Origin of the sequence: Burkholderia humptydooensis, from assembly GCF_001513745.1 — a bacterium.
Classification (GTDB): domain Bacteria; phylum Pseudomonadota; class Gammaproteobacteria; order Burkholderiales; family Burkholderiaceae; genus Burkholderia; species Burkholderia humptydooensis.
On record NZ_CP013380.1, the window covers coordinates 108,656 to 132,681 of the forward strand.

Genomic DNA, 24,026 nt, shown 5'->3' on the forward strand with positions numbered 1-24,026 from the left:
TTTTTCCGTCGACGCATTCTCAACCGAAGAAACCACATGGATTTCTCCATCGCGGCAATTCTCGCGCAGGACGGCATCACGACGGGCGCAATCTACGCGCTGCTGTCGCTCGCGCTCGTGCTCGTTTTCTCCGTCACGCGCGTGATCTTCATCCCCCAGGGCGAATTCGTCACCTACGGCGCGCTGACACTGGCCGCGCTACAGGCGCAGAAGTTTCCGGCAACCTGCTGGCTGCTGTTCGTTGCGGGCATTGCTTGCTTCGTGCTCGAAGTGGGCGGGCTGATCCGGTATCGCGCGCGTCGTCACCGGCTCGCCCGCACGCTGACGACGCTCGCGAGCCGCTATGTGCTGCTGCCGCTTGCGATCTACGCGGTGACGAGAAGCGTTGCCGCGCAGCCGTTGCCGATGATTGCGCAGATCGCGCTCACGCTCGCGATCGTCGTGCCGCTCGGGCCATTCATCTACCGGCTCGCGTATCAGCCGATCGCCGAAGGCACGACGCTGCTGTTGCTGATCGTATCGGTTGCCGTGCATTTCGTGTTGGTCGGGCTCGGCCTCGTCATGTTCGGCGCGGAGGGCTCGCGCACGGCCGCGTTCTCGGACGCGTCGCTCGCGCTCGGCAGCCTGTCGATTTCGATGCAGGGCGTCTGGGTGGTCGGCACCGCGCTCGTGCTGATCGCCGGGCTCTATCTGGTTTTCGAGCGCACGCTGCCCGGCAAGGCGCTGCGTGCGACGTCGGTGAACCGTCTCGGCGCGCAGCTCGTCGGCATCGGCACGACCGAGGCCGGGCGGCTCGCGTTCACGCTCGCGGCCGGGCTCGGTGCGTTGTCGGGCGTGCTGGTCGGGCCGCTGACGACGATCTACTACGATTCCGGCTTCCTGATCGGCCTGAAAGGCTTTGTCGGCGCGATCATCGGCGGGCTCGTCAGCTATCCGCTGGCCGCGGCCGGATCGCTTCTCGTCGGTGTGCTGGAGTCGTATTCGTCGTTCTGGGCGAGCGCGTACAAGGAGGTGATCGTTTTCACGCTGATCGTGCCGGTGCTGCTGTGGCGCAGCCTTGCGGCGCCGCAAACGGAAGATGAGGAGGCGTGACGCGATGAAAGCGATCTTGCGCAACAAGGCGTTCTGGCTGTTCCTCGTCGTGCTGTTCGCGCTGCCGGCGTTGCCTGGCGCGGCGCGCGTGCCCGAGTACTGGATCACGCTGCTGAACTACATCGGGCTCTATGCGATCGTCGCGGTCGGGCTCGTGTTGTTGACTGGAATCGGCGGGATGACGAGCTTCGGGCAGGCGGCGTTCGTCGGTATCGGCGCGTACGCGACCGCCTATCTGACGACGGCGCACGGCGCGTCGCCGTGGCTCGGACTGATCGCGGGCGTCGTGCTGACGGCGCTTGTCGCGCTCGTGCTGGGCGCCGTCACGATGCGCCTCTCCGGACACTTCCTGCCGCTTGGAACGATCGCGTGGGGGCTCGCGCTGTTCTTCCTGTTCGGCAATCTCGACTGGCTCGGCAAGTACGACGGAATCAACGGCATTCCCGCGCTTGCCGTGTTCGGTCAAGCGTTGGATACAGGACGCAGTCTCTATTACCTGATCTGGATCGTCGTGCTCGCGGCGGTTGTGTCTGTTCAGAATCTGCTTAATAGCAGGCCCGGCCGCGCGATTCGCGCGCTGCGCGGCGGCAGCCTGATGGCCGAGGCGATGGGCGTGAACACCGGATGGATGCGAGTGGCGATCTTCGTCCATGCGGCGGTGCTCGCGTCGATTTCGGGCTTTCTGTACGCGCATCTGCAGCGTGCGGTGAATCCGACGCCGTTCGGGCTCAATCATGGGATCGAGTTCCTGTTCATGGCGGTGGTAGGCGGCGTCGCGCACGTATGGGGCGCGTTGCTCGGCGCTGCGATCGTCACCGTGCTGCAGGATTATCTGCAAACGCTGTTGCCGAAGCTGCTCGGCGCGGAAGGCAACTTCGAGATCATCGTGTTCGGCGTGCTGATGGTGTTGCTGTTGCAGTACGCGCGGCAGGGCGTCTGGCCTTTCGTCGCGAAGCTCTTTCCGCGCGAGCCCGCCGCCCGGGCGCCGGACCAGGCGGAGCCGCTGCCGCAGCGCGCCCGGCCGCAGGCAGGCGAGGCGCTGCTCGTCGTCGACAACGTGCGCAAGCAGTTCGGCGGGCTCGTCGTGGTGAACGACGTGAGCTTCGGCGTGCTGGCCGGGCAGATCGTCGGCCTGATCGGCCCGAACGGCGCGGGCAAGTCGACGACGTTCAATCTCGTGACCGGCGTGCTGCAGCCGACGAGCGGCGCAATCACGTTCCGCGGCGAGCGGATCGACGAACTTGTTTCACGTGAAATCGTGAAGCGGGGTATCGGCCGCACATTCCAGCACGTGAAGCTGCTGCCTGGAATGACCGTGCTGGAAAACGTCGCGATCGGCGCGCATCTGCGCGGCTCGGCTGGCATCTGGCGCAGTATCGTCCGGCTGAACGCGCATGAGGAAACGCGGCTGATGGCGGAAGCGGCGAAGCAGATTCGGCGCGTCGGCCTCGATGCGCACATGTATGACGAGGCAGGCAGTCTTGCGCTCGGCCAGCAGCGGATTCTCGAGATCGCCCGTGCGCTGTGCAGCGATCCGACATTGTTGCTGCTTGACGAACCCGCGGCCGGCCTGCGTTATCAGGAAAAGCAGCAGTTGGCCGAACTATTGCGCAAGCTAAAGGCGGAAGGCATGAGTGTGCTGCTCGTCGAGCACGACATGGACTTCGTAATGAATCTGACCGACCGGCTGGTAGTGATGGAATTTGGCACGCGAATCGCCGAAGGTCTGCCGCAGGATGTGCAGAAGGACCCGGCAGTGCTGGAAGCTTATCTCGGCGGGGTGGAGTGATGACGGATCGGGAGATGACGCCAATTCTGGCGGTGAGGGATCTGTCGGTGCGCTACGGCAAGGTCGAGGCGCTGCATCGCGCGGCGCTGACGGTCGAAGCGGGGAGGATCGTCACAGTGATCGGCCCGAACGGGGCGGGAAAGTCGACGCTGCTCAATGCGGTGATGGGGGCGTTGCCGACCAATGGCCACGCGGCCGGTACGGTCCGCTATCGCGGCGACGACGTGGGCGCGTTGCCGATCGAGCAGCGCGTCGCGCTCGGCATGTGCCTCGTGCCCGAAAAGCGTGAGCTGTTCGGCACGATGTCGGTCGAGGACAACCTTGTTTTGGGGGCGTACCGGAGGAAGATGGCCGGCGACTTGAACTTCCTGGACCAGCTCGAGCCGGTTTTCTCGCTGTTCCCGCGGCTGAAGGAGCGGCGCAAGCAGGCGGCGGGGACGCTATCGGGCGGTGAGCGGCAGATGCTGGCTGTCGGGCGCGCGCTGATGGGCAAACCCGATTTGCTGATGCTCGACGAACCGAGCCTCGGGCTTGCGCCGCTGATCGTGAAGGAGATTTTTCATATCATCAGCGCGCTGCGTGGAACCGGCGTCGCGACGCTGCTGATCGAGCAAAACGCTCGAGCGGCGTTGCAGATTTCGGACTATGGGTATGTGCTGGAGACCGGTGAGGTTGCGCTGGAAGGCCCGGCGGGCGAGCTTGCGCAGAATCCCCGGGTAATCGAAACCTACCTCGGGCTCGCGAAGAAAGCGGTTTAGCGGCGGCTTCGCCAGCTCTGACTGAACGGCGTGTTTCACGTGAAACACGCCGTTTTTTGTTGGGTGCGCCCGGCAGGGCGCACTCACTGGGAGGTGAAAGTCCTCTACTCGCCCGGCAAGGGGAAGAGTTAGCCGAAGGCAAGGGTTTCCCGGGTGACTGGGAGTCTGAAGGAAGCTGGGAGGCAAAGCGCTGGCCTGACGAACAGGAAGCGGATATGAGGCGTAGCGACTGGGTAAGGTGTCCCAATTCACCGAAGCCCGAAACTTGCACCGACGTTGTTACGTAGATCCGACAGGCATAAGCGTGAAGGTGAGTGCGCAATACCCGGGGAGATCTGTTTCTGTGCTGGCGCGGTAAGGCCAGCTACCGAGGTCGAGAGGCGGCGGGACGCGGAAGCAGAAGTCAGCAGAAGGCATAGTAGGTCAAGGCGAAGGCGGAGAGCCGAAGAGGACCGGGACCGAAGGCCGGAACAGTGAATGCCGAGAGTAGGACGGATGATCTCGAAGCCTGTTATGGATGCAGAAGCGCTGGAGACAGTGGCCGAGCACGCGAGGGGTGGCCGGAAGCCACCGGGCTGCGTGCGGGGTGCGGAGACGGGCACGGCGACATCTGGGCAAACGAAATCGGAGGGCGACGCGCTGATGGAGCGCGTCGTGGAACGCGGCAACATGAGGCGAGCATACCGCCGGGTGCTGAGGAACCAGGGTTCAGCCGGGGTAGATGGGCTGAGCGTGGAAGGCCTTGGTGACTGGCTCAAGATGCACTGGCCGAGTGTGAAGCAGGCGCTGCTGGAAGGGCGGTACGTACCGCAGGCGGTACGCCGGGCGGACATACCGAAGCCGCAAGGCGGGGTGAGGACGCTGGGCGTGCCAAGCGTGGTGGACCGACTGATCCAGCAAGCGCTGCACCAAGTATTGCAACCGATCTTGGAGCCGACGTTCTCGGCGAGTAGTTACGGATTCCGACCGGGCAAGAGTGCGTTGGACGCGGTGCGTCAGGCGCAAGCCTATGTTCAGGGTGGTCGGCATTGGGTGGTCGATATCGATTTGGAGAAGTTCTTCGATCGAGTCAACCATGATGTGCTGATGGGCCGGGTTGCGAGGCATGTAAAAGACAAAGTGACGCTGAAGCTGATTCGCCGCTTCCTCGAAGCGGGGATGATGGCGCACGGCGTGACGCGTGCGAGGACGGAGGGCACGCCGCAAGGCGGCCCGCTGTCCCCGCTACTGTCGAATATATTGCTGAGTGATCTGGATCGGAGGCTGGAGAGCCGAGGGCTGGCGTTCTGCCGGTACGCTGACGACTGCAACATTTACGTTGGCAGCCAACAAGCAGGACAGCGCGTCATGGCGAGAATCAGGGCCTATCTCGAGAAGGTCTTGAAGCTGCGCGTGAACGAGGCCAAGAGTGCGGTGGCGCGGCCGAGCACGCGGAAGTTCCTGGGATACCGGGTGGCGGTGAGGTTGGGTCAAGCACAGATCCGGATTGCACCGGAAAGCATCAAGCGATTGATGACGCGGGTGCGGGATCTGACGTTGAAGGGAAGAAGCGGGTCCCTTGAGCAGACGATCCGGAAGCTCAACCCGGTCCTACGGGGGTGGGCAAATTACTTCCGGCTCAGCCAGCAGCACAAGCGGCTGGAGGGGCTGGACGGATGGTTGCGAAGGCGTTTGCGCTGCCTGATCTGGCGGCAGTGGAAGCGCCCCCGAACCCGAGAGCGCAACATGATCGCACTGGGCCTACGCCCGGAGCGGGCATGGAAATCGAGCGTGAACGGGCGAGGACCTTGGTGGAACGCCGGTTCTCACCATTTGAAGCAGGCGTTACCCAATGCCTACTTCGATGCACGGGGACTGGTCTCGATCCGTCGGACGGTGGATCGCCTCCAGAGCATTAACTGAACCGCCGTATGCGGAACCGCACGTACGGTGGTGTGAGAGGGCTGAGGGGGTAACCCCTCACCCTACTCGATTCGGCCATTCGAACGAGATTCGGGCCAAAACCGAACCCGCTATAATTCGGCCCATACATTTCTCTGATAGGTTCGTGCACCGTCCTGCACGAAGTCCGCAATGCTTTATCCCGTTGAATTTGACGTCATCGTCGTTGGCGGCGGCCATGCCGGTACGGAGGCTGCGTTGGCCTCCGCACGCATGGGCGCAAAGACGCTCCTGCTGACGCACAACATCGAAACCCTTGGGCAGATGAGCTGCAACCCGTCGATCGGCGGGATCGGCAAGGGCCATCTGGTCAAGGAGGTCGACGCGCTTGGCGGCGCGATGGCTGCCGCCACCGACGAAGGCGGCATACAGTTCCGCATCCTGAACTCGTCGAAGGGGCCAGCGGTCCGTGCGACGCGTGCCCAGGCGGACCGCGTGCTATATAAGCAGGCTATCCGCCATCGTCTGGAGAATCAGCCGAATCTCTGGCTGTTCCAGCAAGCTGTTGATGACCTGATGGTGGAGGGGGATCGAGTAGTCGGTGCGGTCACGCAAGTCGGCGTGCGATTCCGGGCGCGTGCGGTCGTGTTGACGGCCGGCACGTTCCTGGACGGCAAGATCCATGTCGGGCTCAATCACTATACGGGCGGCCGCGCCGGCGATCCGGCGGCCGTATCCCTGTCGTCGCGGCTGAAGGAGCTGAAGCTGCCGCAAGGGCGGCTGAAGACCGGAACGCCGCCGCGCATCGACGGCCGGACGATCGACTTCTCGAAGCTGGAGGAACAGCCGGGCGATCTCGATCCGATCCCGGTGTTCTCGTTCCTTGGCCGAGCCGAGCAGCATCCGCAACAACTGCCGTGTTGGGTCACGCATACCAATGAGCGTACGCACGACATCATCCGCAGCGGTCTTGATCGTTCGCCGATGTACACGGGCGTTATCGAAGGCGTCGGGCCCCGCTATTGCCCGTCGATCGAAGACAAGATCCATCGCTTTGCGTCGAAAGACTCGCATCAGATTTTCCTCGAGCCAGAAGGGCTGACGACCAACGAGTTCTATCCGAACGGCATTTCGACCAGCCTGCCGTTCGACGTGCAGCTCGCGCTCGTGCATTCGATGCGCGGTCTGGAACAGGCGCACATCCTGCGTCCGGGCTATGCGATCGAATACGATTATTTCGACCCGCGCGCGCTGAAATCGTCGCTGGAAACCAAGGCGATCCACGGCCTGTTCTTTGCGGGCCAGATCAACGGCACGACCGGCTATGAAGAAGCCGCCGCGCAGGGGCTGCTCGCCGGCATCAATGCGGGCCGTTATGCGCAGGAAAAAGAGGCGTGGTGTCCGCGGCGAGACCAGGCGTATCTTGGCGTGCTCGTCGACGATCTGGTGACGCGCGGCGTATCTGAGCCTTATCGAATGTTCACGAGCCGTGCCGAGTACCGGCTGAGCCTTCGCGAAGACAACGCGGACATGCGGCTGACCGAAATCGGGCGCGAACTGGGCGTCGTCGACGACGTCCGTTGGGATGCGTTCAATCGAAAGCGTGACGCTGTTTCACGTGAAACCGAACGGTTGCGCACGACTTGGGTGACGCCGAAGACGTTGCCGGCCGACGAAGCGACTGCACTGCTCGGCAAGCCGATCGATCACGAATACAGTCTCGCCGAACTGCTGCGCCGGCCGGGCGTCAGCTACGACGGCGTGTGCGGCTTGCGCGGCGGCGAGTATGGCCCGTCCGAACCGTTGGCCGAAGACGGACTCCTGCTCGCGCAGATCAAGGAGCAGATCGAGATCGGCATCAAGTACCAAGGCTATATCGAGCGCCAGGCCGGTGAAATCGAACGGAACGGCGCGAACGAAAACACGCGGTTGCCTGACGGGATCGACTATACGGAAGTGCGCGGCCTATCGTTCGAAGTCAGTCAGAAGCTGAACCAGTTCCGCCCGGAAACGATCGGGCAGGCGTCGCGGATCTCGGGCATGACACCCGCTGCAATCTCGCTGCTGATGGTGCATCTGAAGAAGCGCGGGTTGGGCCGGCGAAAGGGCGCGGATGGAGCGCCGAACGCCGACGCGGAAACCAACAACGCCGCGACGCAGCAATGACGGCACAACGTCGTCAAGCCCCGATTGCCAGCCGGGAAACGCTGCAAGCATTGCTGTCGGATGGCGCGGAAGCGCTGGGTGTCGCATTGAGCGATGCGCAGCGCGGCGCGCTACTCGATTACGTCGCGCTGCTCGCCAAGTGGAACGCGGTCTACAACCTCACCGCGATCCGCGATCCGCGGCAGATGCTGATTCAGCACATCCTCGATTCGCTGTCGATCGTTCCGCATCTCGGCGCGTGCGGCGCAGCGGTGTCCGCGCTGGACGTCGGTTCCGGCGGCGGTCTGCCAGGCATCGTGCTCGCGATCGCGCTGCCCGGATGGCAGGTGGCGCTGAACGACATCGTCCAGAAAAAATCCGCATTCCAGAATCAGGCAAAGGCCGAACTGAAGCTCGGCAATCTGTCCGTCGTGACGGGGCGCGTCGAGACGCTGCGCCCTGGGGTCGAAGTCCCAGGGAAATTCGATGTGATCGTGTCGCGGGCATTCGCGGATCTGGCGGACTTCGTTACACTTGCCCGGCACCTCGTTGCGCCGGGCGGGTCGATCTGGGCGATGAAGGGCGTGCGTCCCGATGAAGAAATCGGTCGCCTGCCCGATGGCACGCGCGTCAAACAGATGATCCGTCTAACGGTCCCGTCGCTCGATGCGGAACGGCATTTGATCGAAGTCGAGCTCGACGAAGCAATTTAATCGGCGCGCCGCAGGGCGCCCGGACCATTTGAAGAGAAGGAATACACCAACGATGGCAAAGATCTTCTGCGTGGCGAACCAGAAGGGCGGCGTCGGCAAGACGACGACGACGGTCAATCTCGCCGCGAGCCTCGCGGCGCAGGGGCAACGCGTGCTGCTGATCGATCTGGACCCGCAGGGCAATGCCACGATGGGCAGCGGCATCGACAAGGCGGAATGCGAGTCGACGGTCTATGAGGTGCTGGTCGACGGCGTGACCGTTGCGGATGCGCGCGTGCGCCCCGAAGCGGTGAAGTACGACGTGCTTCCGGCGAATCGCGAGCTCGCCGGTGCGGAAATCGAGCTGGTGAGCGTGGAGAATCGCGAGCGCCAGTTGAAGGCCGCGCTCGCGAAAGTCGCGGACGATTACGATTTCGTGCTGATCGATTGTCCGCCCGCACTGTCGCTGCTGACGCTGAACGGGCTGTGCGCGGCGCACGGCGTCGTGATCCCGATGCAATGCGAGTACTTCGCGCTCGAGGGGCTGTCCGACCTCGTCAACACGATCAAGCAGGTGCATGCGAACCTTAATCGCAACCTGAAGGTGATCGGCCTGCTGCGCGTGATGTTCGATCCGCGGATCACGCTGCAGCAACAGGTTTCCGACCAGTTGAAGGCGCACTTCGGCGACAAGGTGTTCGACGCGGTGATTCCGCGCAACGTGCGTCTCGCGGAAGCGCCCAGCTATGGACTTCCCGGCGTCGTGTTCGATCGCGGTTCGCGCGGCGCGCAAGCGTATATCCAGTTCGGCGCGGAAATGATCGAGCGGGTGCGCGCGCTTTGAGCCCGCCTTCCAGACAAGAATCGAGGGAACAGAACATGAATGCGGTAGCGAAGAAAAAGGGTTTGGGACGTGGCCTTGAAGCGCTGCTTGGCGGCAGCGCCGACATCACCGAAGCGGTGAAGATCGAGGGTGCGCCGAACGTGCTCGCGCTCGGCAAGCTGCAGGCCGGCAAGTACCAGCCGCGTACCCGAATGGACGAGGGCAGCCTGCAGGAGCTTGCCGCGAGCATTCGCGCGCAGGGCGTCATGCAGCCGATCCTCGTGCGCCCAATTTCATCAGACAAATACGAGATCATCGCGGGCGAGCGCCGTTTCCGTGCGGCACGTCTCGCTGGCCTCGAAGAAGTGCCGGTGCTCGTGAAGGACGTATCCGATCAGGCCGCGGCCGCAATGGCGCTGATCGAGAACATCCAGCGCGAGGACCTGAACCCGCTCGAAGAGGCGCACGGCATCCAGCGTCTGCTCGACGAGTTCGATTTCACGCACGAGCAGGCGGCAGAATCGGTCGGCCGCTCGCGCAGCGCGGTGTCGAACCTGCTGCGTCTGCTGAATCTCGCGATGCCCGTGCAGACGATGCTGCTTGCGGGCGATCTCGACATGGGCCACGCGCGCGCGCTGCTCGCGGTCGACGCGGCGACGCAGATCACGCTCGCGCATCAGGTCGTCAACAAGCGGATGTCGGTGCGCGAGACGGAAAAGCTTGTCACGCACACGACGAAGGCTGAGCCGGCGGTGAAGGCGCGGGCGAAGGACGATGGCGGCCGCGACACGCGGCGCCTCGAAGAAGAGCTGTCGGACCTGCTCGCGTCGAACGTGAAGATCAAGGTCGGTCGCCGAGGGCGAGGCCAGTTGACGATTGATTTCGGCGACCTCGACGCGCTCGAAGGCATCCTCGCGCGACTGCGCGGCGACGTCGCCGTGTAACGCGGCGTGTCGAATTCGGTCGGCGGCCGCGCGCCCGCGCGGATCATCGCGTTTGTCCGGCGCGAGCCGGTTCTGTCGATTCTCGTCGCGGCGCTGATTGCGCTGCAGTTCGTCCGTCCCCAATCGGCGGCCGCGCTCGTGCGGCTTGTCGACTGGCAGACCGTCGCGACGCTCGCCGGCCTGCTGATGCTGACGAAGGCGCTCGAGCTATCGGGCTTCCTGATGTGGCTTGCGCACCGCATCGTCCATCGCGTGCGGTCCGAGCGCGCGCTCGCCGCGCTGCTCGTCGTGTTCGCCGCAGCGCTGTCCGTGTGGCTCACGAACGACGTGGCGCTCTTCGTCGTGATTCCGCTCGTGTTGTCGCTGCGCGAGCTGACGCCGTTGCCGTTCAAGCGCCTCGTGATCTACATCGCGCTCGCCGTGAACGCGGGCGCGATCGCGACGCCGCTCGGCAATCCGCAAAATCTGTTTCTGTGGCAATTGAGCGGCGTCTCGTTCGGCCGCTTCGTGATCGCGCTCGGGCCGCTCGCGCTCGTGCTGATGGCGCTGCTGCTTGCGATGATCGCCTTCGCGTTCGACGGCCGTCCGCTCGATCTGTCGAAGGACCGCGCCGAGCGGCCGGTCGATCGCGCACACGCGTTCGCGACCGTCGCGATGTTCGCGGGCTTCGTGCTGCTCGCGGACGCGCATCATGCGCTTGGCGGCGTGCTCGCGGTCGCGGCGGTCTACCTGGTAGTGCGGCGCGACGCGGTGCTGAAGATCGACTGGCTCTTGCTGCTGATCTTTGTGCTGATGTTCATCGTGCTGCGCAGCGTGGCGTCGCTGCCGGCCGTCCATCGGACGATCGCCGGCGTCGGGCTCGACACGCCGCTGCGCGCGTATGCGGCGGGGGCGCTGTTGTCGCAGGCGATCAGCAACGTGCCGGCCGCGATCCTGCTGTCGGAGTTCACGCGCGACTGGCGTGCGCTCGCGTTCGGCGTGAGCGTCGGCGGCTTCGGCGTCGCGATCGGCTCGCTCGCCAACCTGATCGCGATCCGGCTATCCCGCGCGCGCGGGATGTGGTTGCCGTTCCATCTCGCGAGCATCCCGTTCGGCATCGCGAGCGCCGTGCTCGGCGCGCTGCTGCTGCATTATTTTTGAGCAGCGGCGCGCACCGGAACGGGGCGGGGCAGGGGGCGTTTCGCGTGGTTCGGGCGACCGAAAATACACACCTTACAACTATCATCGAACGCCAAAAATTCACGAACTTTTCGCATCATGAACCGGCGTTTCATACGGATTTTTGTCGCGTCTAAAGCCTTGAACCGCCTGCAACTATCGCTTACAATCGCCCGGATTTGTTAGTTAGGCACCCCTGAAAGCTTTCGGAAAGCTTTGGGGCCGTACAGGAATTGAGCGGACCAACTGCGATGGCGGATCGAGCGCCGGATAAAAGGCACGAAGATCGGCGAGCAGCGCAACGCACCGTTTCGGGGGCCGTCGGGCGGCGGAAATCCGCCTCGGACGATTGGGATGCCGAGCAGCAGGACGATGACATCGTTCCGCTCACACGGGCCGAGGCACAAGCGCTGTTCGGCCCCGAAGTGAATCGGCCATCGCGCGTCACGCCTTACCGGGTGGTGATGGCGCAAATGGTCTTGTCCCTGGTTGCAACGCTGGCGTGGTGGCTGTTTTCGAAGTCGCCGGGTGCCGCTGCTCAATCGGCATTTCTGGGCGGAGCGATCGGCTGGGTGCCGAGTGCATTGTTCGCGGCGCGTCTGAAGCAAAAAGGCGCGGATACCGTGATGGGCTGGGTGATTGGCGAAGTACTCAAGATGGGCGCGACGATTGCGATGTTCGTTGCTGTCGCATGGGGGTATCCCGGCGCGCATTGGGTGCCGTTGCTCGTCACGTATCTGCTGGTGTTGAAGACGTACTGGATTGCGCTCGCCTGGCGATAAGGCATCAAGTGCCGCGCGTGAATTCGACAGTTCCCGCGTAGGCCCGTTCCCGCAATGAACTGTTGCGGCGAAGCGGATAAACCGATTTTCGACAATTTGGGTGACATCAACGATTATGGCAGCTAGCGAAGGAACGCGTGCTCTGGACCCGTCCGAGTATATTGCGCACCACCTGCAAAACCTTTCCACCGCGCATCAGACGTCGATTTTCGATATCCACGTCTGGAATCTCGACACGCTGTTCTGGTCGATCGTCTGCGGCCTCGTCACCATCCTCATCCTGCGTCTGGCCGCGCGCAAGGCAACGCCGGGCGTGCCGGGACGCTTCCAGTGCCTGATCGAAATGATCGTCGAAATGGTCGAGGACCAGTCGAAGGCGGTCGTTCACGGCAATCGTACCTTTATCGCGCCGCTCGCGCTGACCGTGTTCATCTGGGTCGCGCTGATGAACTCGCTCGACTTCCTCCCCGTTGACCTGCCGGGCCGCGTGATCGGCTTGCTGGGCCTGTCGCAAGTCATTTCGCATCATCGCATCGTGCCGACAGCCGATCTGAACGGCACGCTCGGCATCGCGCTCGGCGTGTTCGTGCTGATGATCTACTACAGCCTCAAGATCAAGGGCCCGGGCGGTTTCGCGCACGAGCTCCTGTCGGCCCCGTTCGGTGCGCATCCGCTGCTGTGGATTCCGAACCTTGCGTTGAACATCGTCGAATATGTCGCGAAGACCGTGTCGCTCGGCATGCGGCTGTTCGGCAACATGTACGCGGGTGAGTTGCTGTTCCTGCTGATCGCCCTCCTCGGCAGCATGTGGGGCTTCGGCGCGGACGCAACGATACTCGGCTTCATCGGTCATGTCCTCGCAGGCAGTATCTGGGCGATCTTCCACATTCTGATTGTTCTGCTGCAAGCGTTCATTTTCATGATGCTGACCCTGGTGTATCTCGGTCAGGCGCACGAGTCGCACTAGGCGTGCCGGACAATCAAGCAGGTTTGTTTTCAGTTTTTTTAATTCCAGTTCCAAGTCTTTTCACAAAGGAGTGATCATGCAAGCTTTCATCGCCAACATCCAAGGTCTGACCGCCATCGGTATCGGTATCATCATCGGCCTGGGTGCAATCGGCGCCTGTATCGGTATCGGCCTGATGGGCGGCAAGTACATCGAAGCTTGCGCACGTCAGCCGGAACTGATCAATCCGCTGCAAACGAAGATGTTCCTGCTGGCGGGTCTGATCGATGCGGCGTTCCTGATTGGCGTGGGTGTGGCCATGCTGTTTGCATTCGCGAACCCGCTCCTGTCGAAGCTCGCGAGCTAAGGGTTCCTCGGAAATACCAATGCGCCAGGCTTGCCGGCGCAGGGCGGAACGGAAAGTGAGCGCGACTCGAAAGCTTTTTTCGGTGCGCTCCTCGTCGTTTCATTTTTCCGGAATAGCAGATTAAGGAAACACCGTGAATCTCAACGCAACCCTGTTTGCGCAAATGGTCGTGTTCCTGATCCTCGCGTGGTTCACGATGAAGTTCGTGTGGCCGCCGTTGATCAACGCCCTCGACGAGCGCTCGAAGAAAATTGCCGATGGCCTCTCGGCTGCGGAAAAGGGGCAGGCGGAACTCGCAGCGGCGCACAAGCGCGTCGACCAGGAACTCGCGCAGGCTCGTAGCGATGGCCAGCAGCGCATCGCCGAAGCCGAAAAGCGCGCGCAGGCGGTCGCCGAAGAAATCAAGGCGAACGCCCAGGCCGAAGCGGCCCGCATCATCGCCCAGGCGAAGGCGGATGCCGATCAGCAAATCGTGAAGGCCCGTGAAACGCTGCGCGGCGAAGTCGCCTCGCTGGCCGTGAAGGGCGCCGAGCAGATCCTGAAGCGCGAAGTCGATCATACGGCCCACGCCGAACTGCTGAATCAACTGAAAGCCGAGCTCTGATCATGGCCGAACTTGCAACCATCGCCCGCCCTTACGCAGAAGCGCTGTTCCGCGTGGCCGAGGGTGGTGACATCGCCGCCTGGTCCACGCTCGTGCAAGAGCTGGCTCAGGTTGCGCACCTGCCCGAAGTGCTGTCTGTCGCGTCGAGTCCGAAGGTGAGTCGCGCGCAAGTCAGCGAGCTGCTGCTCGCCGCGGTGAAGGCGCCGCTCGCGACCAGCGCGGAAGCGAAGAACTTCGTGGGGATGCTGGTCGAAAATCATCGTATCGCGCTGCTGCCGGAAATCTCCGCGCAGTTCGACGAGCTGAAGAATGCGCGCGAAGGCGCGGCGGATGCGCTGATCGTCAGCGCGTTTCCGCTGGAAGGCGCGCAGCTCACCGAACTCGTCGAAAACCTCGAGCGCAGATTCAAGCGCAAGCTGAAGCCGACGGTCGAAGTCGACGCGTCGCTGATCGGCGGCGTGCGCGTGACGGTTGGCGACGAAGTGCTCGATACCTCGGTCCGCGCGCGGCTCGCCGGCATGCAGGTGGCTTTGACCGCCTGAGCGCCTACGCGGCCGGCACGCAACAGAATTGAATATCAGGAGCGAATAATGCAACTCAATCCCTCTGAGATCAGCGAGCTGATCAAGAGCCGGATCCAGGGCCTTGAAGCGAGCGCGGACGTTCGCAACCAGGGCACCGTGATCTCCGTGACCGACGGCATCGTGCGCATCCACGGTTTGTCCGACGTGATGCAGGGCGAAATGCTCGAATTCCCGGGCAACACGTTCGGTCTTGCGCTGAACCTCGAGCGCGACTCGGTCGGTGCGGTGATTCTCGGCGAATACGAACACATCTCCGAAGGCGACATCGTCAAGACGACGGGCCGCATTCTCGAAGTCCCGGTCGGTCCGGAACTCGTCGGCCGCGTGGTCGATGCGCTCGGCAACCCGATCGACGGCAAGGGCCCGGTCAACGCGAAGCTGACCGACGCGATCGAAAAGATCGCGCCGGGCGTGATCTGGCGTAAGTCGGTGTCGCAGCCGGTGCAGACGGGCCTGAAGTCGATCGACTCGATGGTGCCGATCGGCCGCGGCCAGCGCGAGCTGATCATCGGCGACCGTCAGTGCGGCAAGACCGCGGTGGCGATCGACACGATCATCAACCAGAAGGGCAAGGACCTCGTCTGCATCTACGTCGCGATCGGCCAGAAGGCTTCGTCGATCATGAACGTGGTGCGCAAGCTCGAGGAAACCGGCGCGCTCGAATATACGATCGTCGTCGCCGCGTCGGCGTCGGAATCGGCTGCGATGCAGTACCTCGCGCCGTACGCCGGCTGCACGATGGGCGAATACTTCCGCGATCGCGGCCAGGACGCCCTCATCATTTACGACGACTTGACCAAGCAGGCTTGGGCGTATCGCCAGATCTCGCTGCTGCTGCGCCGCCCGCCGGGCCGTGAAGCGTACCCGGGCGACGTGTTCTATCTGCATTCGCGTCTGCTCGAGCGCGCGGCTCGCGTGTCGGAAGAGTACGTCGAGAAGTTTACGAACGGCGAAGTGAAGGGCAAGAGCGGCTCGCTGACGGCGCTGCCCGTCATCGAAACGCAAGCGGGCGACGTGACCGCGTTCGTTCCGACGAACGTGATCTCGATCACCGATGGCCAGATCTTCCTGGAAACCGACCTGTTCAACGCGGGCATCCGTCCGGCGATCAACGCGGGCGTGTCGGTGTCGCGAGTCGGCGGCGCCGCGCAGACGAAGGTCGTGAAGAAGCTGTCGGGCGGTATCCGTACCGACCTCGCGCAGTACCGCGAACTGGCCGCGTTCGCGCAGTTCGCGTCGGACCTCGACGAAGCGACCCGCAAGCAGCTCGAGCGCGGCCGCCGCGTGACGGAACTGCTGAAGCAGCCGCAATACCAGCCGCTGCAGGTGTGGGAGCTGGCCGTGTCGCTCTTCTCGGCGAACAACGGCTATCTCGACGATCTCGACGTCAAGGACGTCCTGCCGTTCGAGAAGGGCCTGCGCGAGTATCTGAAGACGAGCCACGCTGACCTCATCAAGCGCATCGAAGACACGAAGGACTTGTCGAAGGACGACGAGAGCGCGCTGCACGCCGCGATCAAGGACTTCAAGAAGTCGGGTGCCTATTGATCCGCGAGGGACACCTTGAAGTGGCGCGGGTCGCATAAAGCGCTCGCCCCGCTTCGGTCAAGGAGCAAGCAATGGCTGGAATGAAGGAAATTCGCGGCAAGATCAAGAGCGTGCAGAACACGCGCAAGATCACGAAGGCGATGGAGATGGTGGCGGCATCGAAGATGCGCCGCGCTCAGGAACGCATGCGCGCTGCTCGCCCGTATGCCGACAAGGTCCGCGCCATCGCCGCGCACATGAGCCGCTCGACCCCGGAGTACCGCCACCCGTTCATGGTGGCGAACGACGGCGCGAAGACCGCGGGCATCATCCTCGTCACGACCGACAAGGGTCTGTGCGGCGGTCTGAACACGAATGTGCTGCGTGCGTCGATGCAGAAGTTCAAGGAGCTCGACGACAAGGGCCAGAAGCTCGAAGCCACCGCGATCGGCAGCAAGGGCCTCGGCTTCCTGAACCGTTTCGGCGCGAAGGTGATCTCGCAGGTCGTGCATCTCGGCGACACGCCGCACCTCGACAAGCTGATCGGTGCGGTGAAGGTGCAGCTCGATCTGTATTCGGAAGGCAAGCTGTCAGCCGTTTATCTCGCATACACGCGCTTCATCAACACGATGAAGCAGGAAGCGGTGATCGAGCAACTGCTGCCGCTGTCGACCGAACATTTCGACAGCAGCGACGGCATGCCGGCCACGTCGTGGGACTACATCTACGAGCCGGACGCGCAGGCGGTGGTCGACGAGCTGCTCGTGCGTTACGTCGAGGCGCTGGTGTACCAGGCGGTCGCGGAAAACATGGCGTCGGAGCAGTCGGCGCGGATGGTCGCGATGAAGGCTGCTTCGGACAACGCGAAGACGGTGATCAGCGAGCTTCAACTGTCGTACAACAAGAGCCGCCAGGCTGCGATCACGAAGGAACTGTCGGAGATCGTCGGCGGCGCCGCCGCGGTGTAACGCGGAACGCGCGACGCCTGCTGCGTCTCGAAACTGCGCCTTTGCGCGAGTAAAGAATCAGGTATTGAAAGGAAAAGCGATGAGTACTGCTGCTTTGGTAGAAGGCAAGATCGTACAGTGCATCGGCGCCGTTATCGACGTGGAATTCCCGCGCGAGAGCATGCCGAAGATCTACGACGCGCTCATTCTGGAAGGCTCGGAACTGACGCTCGAAGTCCAGCAGCAACTGGGCGACGGCGTGGTCCGCACCATCTGTCTGGGTGCCTCCGACGGCCTGCGCCGCGGCGTCGTGGTGAAGAATACGGGCAACCCGATCTCGGTGCCGGTCGGCAAGCCGACCCTCGGGCGCATCATGGACGTGCTCGGCCGTCCGATCGACGAGGCGGGCCCGATCGTCAGCGAACACAAGCGTTCGATCCACCAGAAGGCGCCGGCGTTCGACGAACTGTCGCCGTCGACCGAACTGCTCGAAACGGGCATCAAGGTCATCGACCTGATCTGCCCGTTCGCAAAGGGCGGCAAGGTGGGGCTGTTCGGCGGCGCGGGCGTGGGCAAGACCGTCAACATGATGGAGCTCATCAACAACATCGCGAAGGAGCACGGCGGTTACTCCGTGTTCGCGGGCGTGGGCGAGCGTACCCGTGAAGGGAACGACTTCTACCACGAAATGAAGGACTCGAACGTTCTCGACAAGGTCGCGCTGGTGTACGGCCAGATGAACGAGCCGCCGGGCAACCGTCTGCGCGTCGCGCTGACGGGCCTCACGATGGCCGAGCACTTCCGCGACGAAGGCCTTGACGTGCTGTTCTTCGTCGACAACATCTACCGTTTCACGCTGGCCGGCACCGAAGTGTCGGCACTGCTCGGCCGTATGCCGTCGGCGGTGGGCTATCAGCCGACGCTGGCTGAAGAAATGGGCAAGCTGCAAGAGCGCATCACGTCGACCAAGAAGGGCTCGATTACGTCGGTCCAGGCCGTGTACGTCCCCGCGGACGACTTGACCGACCCGTCGCCGGCTACGACCTTCGGCCACCTGGACGCAACGGTCGTGCTGTCGCGTGACATCGCTTCGCTGGGTATCTACCCGGCGGTCGACCCGCTCGACTCGACGTCGCGCCAGATCGACCCGAACGTGATCGGCGAAGAGCACTACTCGATCACGCGTCGCGTTCAGCAGACGCTGCAGCGCTACAAGGAACTGCGCGACATCATCGCGATTCTGGGCATGGACGAACTGTCACCGGAAGACAAGCTGTCGGTCGCGCGTGCACGGAAGATCCAGCGTTTCCTGTCGCAGCCGTTCCACGTCGCCGAAGTGTTCACGGGCTCGCCGGGCAAGTACGTGCCGCTGAAGGAAACGATCCGCGGCTTCAAGATGATCGTCGACGGCGAGTGCGACCACCTGCCGGAACAGGCGTTCTACATGGTCGGCACGATCGACGAAGCCTTCGAGAAGGCCAAGAAGATCCAGTAAGGGTTCGAGTGAGTAGCACGCTGGCGCGTGCCGGCCGAAGTAAAGCGAATGGGTCTGACCGATCCGCTTTACGGCGGGCTCGCGCCAACCGCAATACGCTCAACCCGCCGTGCGTGGGATCGGAGTCAGTGCTAAAGCGCTCGCTCCGATCGACCGCCGCTGGGCAAGAGTAAGCGGCTGAAGCGCCAACTCTTGCCAACCGCGGCATGGGACGGGGGGCAGCGCTAAAGCGCTGACTCCCGTCGACAGGAGTCGAGATGGCAACCATCAAAGTAGACGTCGTCAGCGCGGAAGAGCAGATCTTCTCGGGCCAGGCGAAGTTCGTCGCGCTGCCGGGCGAAGCCGGCGAGCTGGGCATCCTGCCGGGTCACACGCCGCTCATCACGCGGATTCGTCCCGGTGCGGTGCGCATCGAGGCGGAAAGCGGCGACGAAGAGTTCGTGTTCGTCGCGGGCGGCATTCTCGAAGTGCAGCCGGGCGCCGTGACGGTGCTCGCGGACACGGCGATCCGCGGCAAGGATCTCGACGCGGCAAAGGCCGAGGAAGCGAGAAAGCGCGCTGAGGAAACGCTGCAGAACGCGAAATCGGACATCGATCTCGCAAAGGCGCAGTCGGAACTCGCAACCGCGATGGCGCAACTCGAAGCGATCCAGCGTCTCGCGAAGATCCGCGGCAAGCACTGAAGCGTTCGCGTGCCCGCCGCACGCGTCCGGTTCACGCCTTGCATCGCAATTGCGTAGCGATTGCATCGGAAGGGCAGCCCTCGGGCTGCCTTTTTTGTTTCCGCGGGCACGCCCGCACTGCGGGTAACACTTGATGTCAGAGTGTCGTAAGCGGATGGCAGAATAATTTACAGAAACGCATTCAAAACGACGAAACGTTCGTAGAACGTTCCAATGGCGGAGACACTCTCATGGCAGCAGATTCGGGCGTCGGCGCGCTGATCGCGCCGCAGCGGGGGCTTTCGTACGTACGCGGCACGGCGGACGTCCCATTGAGCGAAGCGACGATCGGGCAGTTTCTGCTCGATACGGTCGCGCGCTTTCCCGACCGTGCGGCGGTCGTGTTCCGCGAGCAGGGCGTTCGATGGACGTGGCGCGAGTTCGCGGGCGAAGTCGACGCGCTCGCGACCGCGCTGATCGAGCTCGGCATCGCGCGCGGCGACCGGGTCGGCATCTGGTCGCCGAACCGCGCCGAATGGCTGCTCACGCAATTCGCGACCGCGCGCATCGGCGCGGTGCTCGTCAACGTCAATCCCGCCTATCGGCTTGCCGAGCTCGAATACGCGCTGAACAAGGTCGGCTGCAAGCTGCTGATCGCGGCCGAGCGCTTCAAGACGTCCGCGTACACCGAGATGATCGCCGAGATCGCGCCGGAACTCGCGACGACGCACGCGGGCGGCGCGCTGCACGCGGCGCGCGTGCCAAGCCTGCGCACGGTCGTGACGATGAGCGACGTGGCGCCCGCGGGCATGCTGAGCTTCGCCGACGTGCTCGCGCGCGGACGGGCGGCGCTCGATTCCGCGCGGCTCGATGCGATCGGCGCGACGCTCGACTGCCGCGATCCGATCAACATCCAGTTCACGAGCGGCACGACGGGCAGCCCGAAGGGCGCGACGCTCACGCACCGCAACGTCGTCAACAACGCGCGCTCGATCGCGCGCGTGATGCGGCTCACCGAGGCCGACGCGATGTGCATTCCGGTGCCGCTCTATCACTGCTTCGGGATGGTGCTGTCGGTGCTCGCGTGCGTGTCGGCGGGCGCGAAGATGGTGTTTCCCGGCGCGGCGTTCGAGCCGGGCGCGACGCTCGCGGCGGTGTCCGACGAGCGCTGCACCGCGCTGCAGGGCGTGCCGACAATGTTCATCGCCGAGCTCGATCATCCGGATTTCGACCGCTTCGACCTGGGCACGCTGCGCACGGGCATCATGGCGGGCTCGCCGTGCCCGATCGAGACGATGAAGCGGGTCGTCGCGAAGATGCACATGTCCGAGGTGACGATCGCTTACGGGATGACGGAGACGAGCCCCGTATCGTTCCAGAGCTCGACGACGGATTCGCTCGAGAAGCGCACGACGACGGTCGGCCGTATCCAGCCTCATCTGGAGGCGAAGATCGTCGACGCGACGGGCGCGATCGTGCCTGTCGGCGAGACGGGCGAGCTGTGCACGCGCGGCTATTCGGTGATGCTCGGCTATTGGGACGACGAAGCGAGGACGCGCGAAGCCGTCGTCGACGGCTGGATGCGCACGGGCGACTTGGCGACGCTCGACGAAGAGGGCTTCTGCAACATCGTCGGGCGCCTGAAGGACATGCTGATCCGCGGCGGCGAGAACGTCTATCCGCGCGAGATCGAGGAGTTCCTGTTTCGGCATCCGAAGATTCAGAGCGTGCAGGTGTTCGGCGTTCCCGATTCGAAGTACGGCGAGGAAGTGTGCGCGTGGATCGTGCTGCGCACGGGCGAGGTGATGACGGACGATGAGCTGCGCGAGTTTTGCCGCGGCCAGATCGCGCACTACAAGGTGCCGCGCTACGTGCGCTTCGTCGACGAGCTCCCGATGACCGTGACGGGGAAGGTGCAGAAGTTCGTGATGCGCGAGAGGATGATCGACGAACTTGGATTGAGCGTGCAGAAGACGGCTTGACGTGCCGCGCACGTTTTCGATGGACGAAAAAAAGCGGGCTGATGAGCCCGCTAAAAACCACACGCTACGGGGTTAGCGCGAGGAGACCAAAGATGGAACGCATCGGCGTGGGCCGACGACGACTCCAACAAGGATGCCCCTGAACAGGGATTCGGTACGAGACCGACGGGCTCGTCATTCGTGCTTGTGTCCGCTCACACGCTGCACACGAGACCGCATCCGTGTTGAAACCGTGAGAGGCATTTTGGGCGAATTACCCCACCCACGCGGTAACAAAGTGTTTCAGGTTGTAACCCGCGCCGGATAAGGCTTCGCGGGACTTTTTACTGTTTTTAAAGAAGCGCATAAAGTCATTTTTACCGTATTGAAAAAAGTATTTTCGAGCCCGCCCAGGCCCCTTTTGCGATGGGCCTGCCCCGGCTGACGAGGCTGTCGGGCGCCATCAAACATGCATTGAAATGACAGCGATATCGACGGACGAAGTTCTGAGAAAGATTTTGAAACGCGATCGGGTAATCGCGGTAGTCGGCCTTTCGGATAAACCTTATCGGTCCAGTTATGAAGTCGCTGCTTACCTGCGGCAAAACGCTTATCGGATCGTACCCGTCAATCCGCTGCTCGCCGGCACGACGGTGCTCGGCGAGCCCGTGCATCCGTCGCTCGCCGGCGCGGTGGCCGCGAAGGCGCCGCCACGCTATTTGAGCCACTTGTCCGAGATTGCCTGAAGCTCGCCTGTCTCGCGCGCGAGATGCAGCCACTGATCGACGTACTGCTGGAACACGACGTCGCCGCGCGGCACCATGTACGCCTTCTCGCCGAACTGGAACGGCTTGTCCGGATGCACCGAGCAGAGGCCGGGATTCAGCTTTTGCTGCAGCAGCGTCTCGGACGCGTCTGTGACCATCACGTCCGCGCTTCCCGCGAGGATCTGCTTGAAGATCGTCACGTTGTCCGGAAAGACGGCGATCTTCGCGTGCGTGAAATGCTGCTTCGCAAAACGCTCGTTCGTGCCGCCCGGGTTCACGATCACGCGTGTTTGCGGCTGGTCGATCTGCGCGATCGTCTGGTAGCGCTCGACGTCCGCGCAGCGCACGATCGGCGTCTTGCCGTCGGTCACGTACGGCTGCGTGAAGAACGCGCGCTTCTGCCGCTCGAGCGTCGTCGAGATGCCGCCCACCGCGATGTCGCACTTCGCGACGAAGTCGCTGATGAGCGTCGGCCACGTGGTCTTCACGAACTCCGTCTTCACGCCGAGCGATTTCGCGAGCGAGGCCGCCATGTCGATGTCGATGCCTTCGAACGCGCCGTCCTCGCGCCGGTACGTGTACGGCTTGTAGTCGCCCGTCGTGCAGACGCGCAGCGCGCCGCGCGCGAGCACGTCGTCGAGCCGCGACGCGGGCGCGGCGGGCTGCGGCAGGGTTTGCGCGTGAGCGACGCCCGCGCAGCAGGCGAGCGCGAGCAACGTCTTCTTCATTTTCATCGTGTCTCCTCGATACGTGGGGCTGGTCCGAACGCCGGATCATAACGGACGGCCGGCGAGCGTCATATGGCCGCGAGCGCCGGGCGGCGCGCCGCGTCCGGTAGAATGCTCCTTTGCGTTTCGCTTCGTCGCATTCATCGTGGCCCAGACTCTCATCAACGACACCTTCCTGCGCGCGCTGCTGCGCGAGCCGACCGACTACACGCCGATCTGGCTGATGCGCCAGGCGGGCCGCTACCTGCCCGAATACAACGCGACGCGCGCGCGCGCGGGCAGCTTCCTCGGGCTCGCGAAGCATCCCGATTACGCGACCGAAGTGACGCTGCAACCGCTCGAGCGCTTCCCGCTCGACGCCGCGATCCTGTTCTCCGACATCCTGACGATCCCCGACGCGATGGGACTCGGCCTCGATTTCGCCGCGGGCGAGGGGCCGAGGTTCGCGCATCCGGTGCGCACCGAGGCCGACGTCGCGAAGCTCGCGGTGCCGGACGTCGGCGCGACGCTCGGTTACGTGACCGACGCGGTGCGCGAGATTCGCCGCGCGCTCACCGACGGCGAAGGCCGCCAGCGCGTGCCGCTGATCGGTTTCTCCGGCAGCCCGTGGACGCTCGCGTGCTACATGGTCGAAGGCGGCGGCTCGGACGATTTCCGCACCGTGAAGTCGATGGCGTACTCGCGGCCCGACCTGATGCAACGGATCCTCGACGTCAACGCGCAGGCGGTGGCCGCCTACCTGAACGCGCAGATCGAGGCCGGCGCGCAGGCCGTGATGATCTTCGATACCTGGGGCGGCGCGCTTGCCGACGGCGCGTATCAGCGCTTCTCGCTCGACTACATCCGGCGCGTCGTCGCGCAGTTGAAGCGCGAGCACGACGGCGCGCGCGTGCCGGCGATCGCGTTCACGAAGGGCGGCGGGCTCTGGCTCGAGGATCTGGCGGCAACGGGCGTCGACGCGGTCGGCCTCGACTGGACGGTCAGCCTCGGCCGCGCGCGCGAGCGCGTCGCGGGGCGCGTCGCGCTGCAGGGCAACCTCGACCCGACGATCCTGTTCGCGCCGCCCGAGGCGATCCGCGCCGAGGCGCGCGCGGTGCTCGACAGCTACGGCAACCATCCGGGCCACGTGTTCAACCTCGGGCACGGCATCTCGCAGTTCACGCCGCCCGAGCACGTCGCGGAACTCGTCGACGAAGTGCATCGCCATAGCCGAGCGATCCGTAGCGGCTCTGGATCGTAATCGCAAGCCGTTCGATGCTGCGACGCGACGGGGCAAGTTTGTGCAAACGCGACTAAACAGGGCGCAAGCGCCCGCCCAATGGCGCTCTCATGCTTGTCAAGACTTGACTTATGCACATTTTCCACGTTGCAGCG

The 24,026-nt window shown here is 63.7% G+C and carries 22 protein-coding genes; 21 read left to right on the plus strand and 1 reads right to left on the minus strand.

All coding sequences use genetic code 11. The features are described 5' to 3' along the window. Positions 1-36: 36 nt before the first annotated feature. The 20 genes from AQ610_RS00515 (at position 37) to AQ610_RS32165 (ending at position 21,903) form a co-directional block, all read left to right on the plus strand. Positions 37-1,092, plus strand: coding sequence for a branched-chain amino acid ABC transporter permease (locus tag AQ610_RS00515; protein ID WP_009914033.1), 1,056 nt, complete (start codon positions 37-39; stop codon positions 1,090-1,092). A gap of 4 nt (positions 1,093-1,096) precedes the next feature. Then, positions 1,097-2,881 carry a branched-chain amino acid ABC transporter ATP-binding protein/permease gene (locus AQ610_RS00520; protein WP_006023947.1) on the plus strand — a complete coding sequence of 595 codons (1,785 nt, stop codon included), beginning with the start codon at positions 1,097-1,099 and terminating at the stop codon, positions 2,879-2,881. Next, entirely contained in the window at positions 2,881-3,639 is a 759-nt protein-coding gene (locus AQ610_RS00525; RefSeq protein WP_009914032.1) for an ABC transporter ATP-binding protein, read from the plus strand. Before AQ610_RS00520 ends, AQ610_RS00525 begins: the two co-directional genes overlap by 1 nt. 495 nt (positions 3,640-4,134) lie before the next feature. Beyond that, positions 4,135-5,541: a group II intron reverse transcriptase/maturase gene (gene ltrA / locus AQ610_RS00530; RefSeq protein ID WP_082262312.1), complete on the plus strand. Its 1,407-nt coding sequence runs from the start codon at positions 4,135-4,137 to the stop codon at positions 5,539-5,541. Positions 5,542-5,712: 171 nt separating this feature from the next. Next, positions 5,713-7,686 (plus strand): tRNA uridine-5-carboxymethylaminomethyl(34) synthesis enzyme MnmG, encoded by a 1,974-nt coding sequence (mnmG, locus tag AQ610_RS00535; protein ID WP_009914029.1) that lies wholly within the window; start codon positions 5,713-5,715, stop codon positions 7,684-7,686. Next, entirely contained in the window at positions 7,683-8,378 is a 696-nt protein-coding gene (gene rsmG / locus AQ610_RS00540) for a 16S rRNA (guanine(527)-N(7))-methyltransferase RsmG (protein ID WP_050802901.1), read from the plus strand. Before mnmG ends, rsmG begins: the two co-directional genes overlap by 4 nt. A 52-nt stretch (positions 8,379-8,430) precedes the next feature. After that, positions 8,431-9,201 carry a ParA family protein gene (locus tag AQ610_RS00545; RefSeq protein ID WP_006023943.1) on the plus strand — a complete coding sequence of 257 codons (771 nt, stop codon included), beginning with the start codon at positions 8,431-8,433 and terminating at the stop codon, positions 9,199-9,201. A gap of 35 nt (positions 9,202-9,236) precedes the next feature. Next, positions 9,237-10,124 carry a ParB/RepB/Spo0J family partition protein gene (locus AQ610_RS00550; protein WP_006023942.1) on the plus strand — a complete coding sequence of 296 codons (888 nt, stop codon included), beginning with the start codon at positions 9,237-9,239 and terminating at the stop codon, positions 10,122-10,124. 6 nt (positions 10,125-10,130) lie between these two features. Next, positions 10,131-11,264, plus strand: coding sequence for an SLC13 family permease (locus AQ610_RS00555; protein WP_006023941.1), 1,134 nt, complete (start codon positions 10,131-10,133; stop codon positions 11,262-11,264). Positions 11,265-11,533: 269 nt separating this feature from the next. Next, positions 11,534-12,064 carry an ATP synthase subunit I gene (locus AQ610_RS00560; RefSeq protein WP_006023940.1) on the plus strand — a complete coding sequence of 177 codons (531 nt, stop codon included), beginning with the start codon at positions 11,534-11,536 and terminating at the stop codon, positions 12,062-12,064. A 115-nt stretch (positions 12,065-12,179) separates the two neighbouring features. Beyond that, positions 12,180-13,031: a F0F1 ATP synthase subunit A gene (gene atpB / locus AQ610_RS00565; protein WP_006023939.1), complete on the plus strand. Its 852-nt coding sequence runs from the start codon at positions 12,180-12,182 to the stop codon at positions 13,029-13,031. 76 nt (positions 13,032-13,107) lie between these two features. Continuing rightward, positions 13,108-13,377 carry a F0F1 ATP synthase subunit C gene (gene atpE / locus AQ610_RS00570; protein ID WP_009914024.1) on the plus strand — a complete coding sequence of 90 codons (270 nt, stop codon included), beginning with the start codon at positions 13,108-13,110 and terminating at the stop codon, positions 13,375-13,377. Positions 13,378-13,510: 133 nt separating this feature from the next. After that, on the plus strand, positions 13,511-13,981 hold the full coding sequence (locus tag AQ610_RS00575; RefSeq protein ID WP_009914023.1) for a F0F1 ATP synthase subunit B: 471 nt from the start codon (positions 13,511-13,513) through the stop codon (positions 13,979-13,981). 2 nt (positions 13,982-13,983) lie between these two features. Beyond that, positions 13,984-14,523, plus strand: coding sequence for a F0F1 ATP synthase subunit delta (locus AQ610_RS00580; RefSeq protein WP_006023936.1), 540 nt, complete (start codon positions 13,984-13,986; stop codon positions 14,521-14,523). A 48-nt stretch (positions 14,524-14,571) separates the two neighbouring features. Next, the gene (atpA, locus tag AQ610_RS00585) at positions 14,572-16,113 is read left to right on the plus strand and encodes a F0F1 ATP synthase subunit alpha (protein ID WP_006023935.1); all 1,542 of its coding nucleotides are present in this window, start codon (positions 14,572-14,574) and stop codon (positions 16,111-16,113) included. Positions 16,114-16,184: 71 nt separating this feature from the next. Further along, the gene (atpG, locus tag AQ610_RS00590) at positions 16,185-17,060 is read left to right on the plus strand and encodes a F0F1 ATP synthase subunit gamma (protein ID WP_006023934.1); all 876 of its coding nucleotides are present in this window, start codon (positions 16,185-16,187) and stop codon (positions 17,058-17,060) included. Between the two features lie 79 nt (positions 17,061-17,139). Continuing rightward, on the plus strand, positions 17,140-18,534 hold the full coding sequence (atpD, locus tag AQ610_RS00595) for a F0F1 ATP synthase subunit beta (protein ID WP_041861550.1): 1,395 nt from the start codon (positions 17,140-17,142) through the stop codon (positions 18,532-18,534). A 257-nt stretch (positions 18,535-18,791) separates the two neighbouring features. Then, positions 18,792-19,217: a F0F1 ATP synthase subunit epsilon gene (locus AQ610_RS00600; protein WP_006023932.1), complete on the plus strand. Its 426-nt coding sequence runs from the start codon at positions 18,792-18,794 to the stop codon at positions 19,215-19,217. Between the two features lie 230 nt (positions 19,218-19,447). Further along, a complete protein-coding gene (locus tag AQ610_RS00605) occupies positions 19,448-21,178 on the plus strand; it encodes an AMP-binding protein (protein WP_006023931.1) in 1,731 nt (576 codons plus the stop codon). A 458-nt stretch (positions 21,179-21,636) separates the two neighbouring features. Beyond that, positions 21,637-21,903: a CoA-binding protein gene (locus tag AQ610_RS32165; RefSeq protein WP_006023930.1), complete on the plus strand. Its 267-nt coding sequence runs from the start codon at positions 21,637-21,639 to the stop codon at positions 21,901-21,903. Here AQ610_RS32165 and AQ610_RS00610 read toward each other — a convergent pair. Then, positions 21,873-22,658, minus strand: coding sequence for a transporter substrate-binding domain-containing protein (locus AQ610_RS00610; protein WP_006023929.1), 786 nt, complete (start codon positions 22,656-22,658; stop codon positions 21,873-21,875). The genes AQ610_RS32165 and AQ610_RS00610 overlap by 31 nt on opposite strands. Before the next feature lie 139 nt (positions 22,659-22,797). Here AQ610_RS00610 and hemE point away from each other — a divergent pair, with 139 nt between their 5' ends. Then, positions 22,798-23,892, plus strand: a complete 1,095-nt coding sequence (gene hemE / locus AQ610_RS00615; protein WP_006023928.1) for a uroporphyrinogen decarboxylase — start codon at positions 22,798-22,800, stop codon at positions 23,890-23,892. Positions 23,893-24,026 lie beyond the last annotated feature (134 nt).

Excerpts from the sequence above, each read along its gene's own strand:
- AQ610_RS00515 (WP_009914033.1), top strand. The coding sequence starts at position 37 with ATGGATTTCTCCATCGCGGCAATTCTCGCGCAGGACGGCATCACGACG.
- AQ610_RS00520 (WP_006023947.1), top strand. The coding sequence starts at position 1,097 with ATGAAAGCGATCTTGCGCAACAAGGCGTTCTGGCTGTTCCTCGTCGTG.
- AQ610_RS00525 (WP_009914032.1), top strand. The coding sequence starts at position 2,881 with ATGACGGATCGGGAGATGACGCCAATTCTGGCGGTGAGGGATCTGTCG.
- ltrA (WP_082262312.1), top strand. The coding sequence starts at position 4,135 with ATGATCTCGAAGCCTGTTATGGATGCAGAAGCGCTGGAGACAGTGGCC.
- mnmG (WP_009914029.1), top strand. The coding sequence starts at position 5,713 with ATGCTTTATCCCGTTGAATTTGACGTCATCGTCGTTGGCGGCGGCCAT.
- rsmG (WP_050802901.1), top strand. The coding sequence starts at position 7,683 with ATGACGGCACAACGTCGTCAAGCCCCGATTGCCAGCCGGGAAACGCTG.
- AQ610_RS00545 (WP_006023943.1), top strand. The coding sequence starts at position 8,431 with ATGGCAAAGATCTTCTGCGTGGCGAACCAGAAGGGCGGCGTCGGCAAG.
- AQ610_RS00550 (WP_006023942.1), top strand. The coding sequence starts at position 9,237 with ATGAATGCGGTAGCGAAGAAAAAGGGTTTGGGACGTGGCCTTGAAGCG.
- AQ610_RS00560 (WP_006023940.1), top strand. The coding sequence starts at position 11,534 with ATGGCGGATCGAGCGCCGGATAAAAGGCACGAAGATCGGCGAGCAGCG.
- atpB (WP_006023939.1), top strand. The coding sequence starts at position 12,180 with ATGGCAGCTAGCGAAGGAACGCGTGCTCTGGACCCGTCCGAGTATATT.
- atpE (WP_009914024.1), top strand. The coding sequence starts at position 13,108 with ATGCAAGCTTTCATCGCCAACATCCAAGGTCTGACCGCCATCGGTATC.
- AQ610_RS00580 (WP_006023936.1), top strand. The coding sequence starts at position 13,984 with ATGGCCGAACTTGCAACCATCGCCCGCCCTTACGCAGAAGCGCTGTTC.
- atpA (WP_006023935.1), top strand. The coding sequence starts at position 14,572 with ATGCAACTCAATCCCTCTGAGATCAGCGAGCTGATCAAGAGCCGGATC.
- atpG (WP_006023934.1), top strand. The coding sequence starts at position 16,185 with ATGGCTGGAATGAAGGAAATTCGCGGCAAGATCAAGAGCGTGCAGAAC.
- atpD (WP_041861550.1), top strand. The coding sequence starts at position 17,140 with ATGAGTACTGCTGCTTTGGTAGAAGGCAAGATCGTACAGTGCATCGGC.
- AQ610_RS00600 (WP_006023932.1), top strand. The coding sequence starts at position 18,792 with ATGGCAACCATCAAAGTAGACGTCGTCAGCGCGGAAGAGCAGATCTTC.
- AQ610_RS00605 (WP_006023931.1), top strand. The coding sequence starts at position 19,448 with ATGGCAGCAGATTCGGGCGTCGGCGCGCTGATCGCGCCGCAGCGGGGG.
- AQ610_RS32165 (WP_006023930.1), top strand. The coding sequence starts at position 21,637 with ATGACAGCGATATCGACGGACGAAGTTCTGAGAAAGATTTTGAAACGC.
- AQ610_RS00610 (WP_006023929.1), bottom strand. The coding sequence starts at position 22,658 with ATGAAAATGAAGAAGACGTTGCTCGCGCTCGCCTGCTGCGCGGGCGTC.